This window comes from Arsenophonus sp. ENCA, assembly GCF_002287155.1.
Lineage (GTDB): Bacteria > Pseudomonadota > Gammaproteobacteria > Enterobacterales > Enterobacteriaceae > Arsenophonus > Arsenophonus nilaparvatae.
Window position 1 is genome coordinate 1 of the sequence record NZ_NHNG01000287.1, and the last position, 2,044, is coordinate 2,044.

General features: G+C 46.6%; 3 protein-coding genes. All 3 read left to right on the forward strand.

Annotated elements, in window-relative coordinates:
- On the forward strand, positions 1-1,301 hold a 1,301-nt coding region (locus CBG25_RS07715), incomplete at its 5' end, for a conjugal transfer protein TraH (protein WP_290605824.1).
- Entirely contained in the window at positions 1,302-1,730 is a 429-nt protein-coding gene (locus CBG25_RS07720; RefSeq protein ID WP_290605825.1) for a conjugal transfer protein TraG N-terminal domain-containing protein, read from the forward strand.
- A gap of 76 nt (positions 1,731-1,806) precedes the next feature.
- Positions 1,807-2,044 (forward strand): transposase family protein (locus CBG25_RS07725; protein WP_290605826.1); only part of this gene is annotated, 238 nt, incomplete at its 3' end.

Here is a 2,044-nt window from a genome sequence, read left to right on the forward strand (position 1 = left end):
GTATCAATGAAGATTTAAACAAATTTTTTCAGGAGCTCAATAGCGGCAGTGGCGCAAATGTCACGCAAGCAGCGGCGTGGCAGGGACAGGCAGCCGGTTATCTCACGGGTGGGTCACTGTTTCTGCGTAATCCCGTACGACAAATTCAGCTTATCTCAGTGACGTTACCCGAAGTAAAATCCGGTTGTGGCGGTATTGATGCCTATCTGGGGTCATTTAGTTTTATTAATTCCGACCAGATAAAAGTGATGGCCAAACAGATTTTAAGTAATGCCGCCGGTTACGCCTTTGACCTGGCGTTAGAAACCGCGCTGCCGCAAGTCAAAGCAGTTAAGGATTATCTGCAGAAGCTGGCGACCGATATTAACAATACCAATATCTCTACCTGTCAGGCGGCACAAGGGATTATCGGGGGACTGTGGCCAAAAAATCAGGCCAACACCCAACATATTTGTCAGGATATCGCGGGTAACCATAGCGTTTTTGCCGATTGGGCAGCGTCCCGCCAGGGCTGTGGCGTGGGCAATGAAAGCAATAAAGTGTTTAACCACGCCAATGACGAAGAGAAAAAACGGATACCACGCAATCGCAATTTAACCTGGAGTGCGTTTGAGAAAATCAATCAGTTTATAAGTTCAGACAGGGAATTAAAGGAACTCATGATGTCGCTGGTCGGCACCGTGATTTATGGCAATATGGGAGAATTGTCGATTTTACCAGGGCTAGGCGCAAGTGACAGTGTCATGGACGCTATTTTAAAGGGTGGCACAACGGAGGTGTATCGTTGTGATGATGTCACGCAATGCCTCAAACCGACAAAGAGCAAAATCACAGTGACCGCCAGCCATGGCATGATAGCACAAATCCAAAAGTTGTTGTCAAGCCTGTTTAAAAAATCCACCACCGATGCGGCGTTAACCGATAAGGAAACGGCTTTGATTGGCAGTACCCGCGTCCAAATCCTGCGCTACGTGATTGACAGTGCCTCACTCAGTCTCGATGAATCGATTGTCACGTCGCTTTCCGAATACATCGCCAGCGACATGTTGGTCAGCTATATCGACGGTCTGATTGATTTGGTGGAAGTAGCCGGCGCAGGGAGCCTGAATACCGAAGAAGAAAACAAACAGTTTCAGCAAAGCCTTAAAACCGTGCGCGAGAAAATGGCACAACGCTTAACCAAAATGCGGATTAATCAAAGTCATCTGCTGGAGCTTGAGCGCAATTTGCACTATTTGCGCCAGCAACTCTCATCGGGTTTGTCTGCCCGATTGATGAGTAACTATCAGTTTGGAGGGTAAATGGTGTTAGATACCTGGTTTATTAGTGGCGGCGATATGGTGACCCAAACCTTGAATGCGGTGGCAGCCATGGTTAATCACCGCACCTGGGGTGGGTTGCTTTATCTGGCAGAAACGCTCGGCATTTTAACCTGCGTCATGACTTACGTAAAAACCCATGACCTAAAAGGGCTTTTTGCCTGGGGTTTTACCTTTGTTTGCGTCACCGCATTATTGCTGACACCGAAAGTCACCGTGGTGGTCAACGACCTGACGAGACCGGATAAAATCAATCGGGTGGATAATGTGCCGGTAGGATTAGCCACCCCACTTTGGTTGTTAACAGGTATCGGTCATTCAGCGGCCATCTTTTATGATGATTTTTTCCATCTGCCAGAGAGTGTCGCCTACAGCAAAACTGGCTTGATGTTTGGCCAGAAATTAAACTAGTTGCTGAATAGAGACTTGCATTTTTTGTCACGCTATTGAGAATAAAAAGAGGTTTAACTTAGAGAACGAGCGGCAGATGGGTGCAGGGCAGAAAGGATTTATCCCAACCCCACTAGATAAACTGCTTTTTATTTTATTGTATTTAAAATGTTATCCGAACTATGATTTGCAAGGACTTCTTTTTGGTTTAGATAGAACCCGGGTATGTCGCTGGGTAAAAATATTATTGCCGGTTTTAGAGATGACCTTGGGGCGAGAATGTGTTTTGCCCGCTCGTCAAATTCGCTCTGCTGAGGAATTTTTTCGCGCCTTTC

Bases quoted from the DNA above. Each gene is read 5' to 3' on its own strand.
- CBG25_RS07720 (WP_290605825.1), top strand. From the start codon at position 1,302: ATGGTGTTAGATACCTGGTTTATTAGTGGCGGCGATATGGTGACCCAA.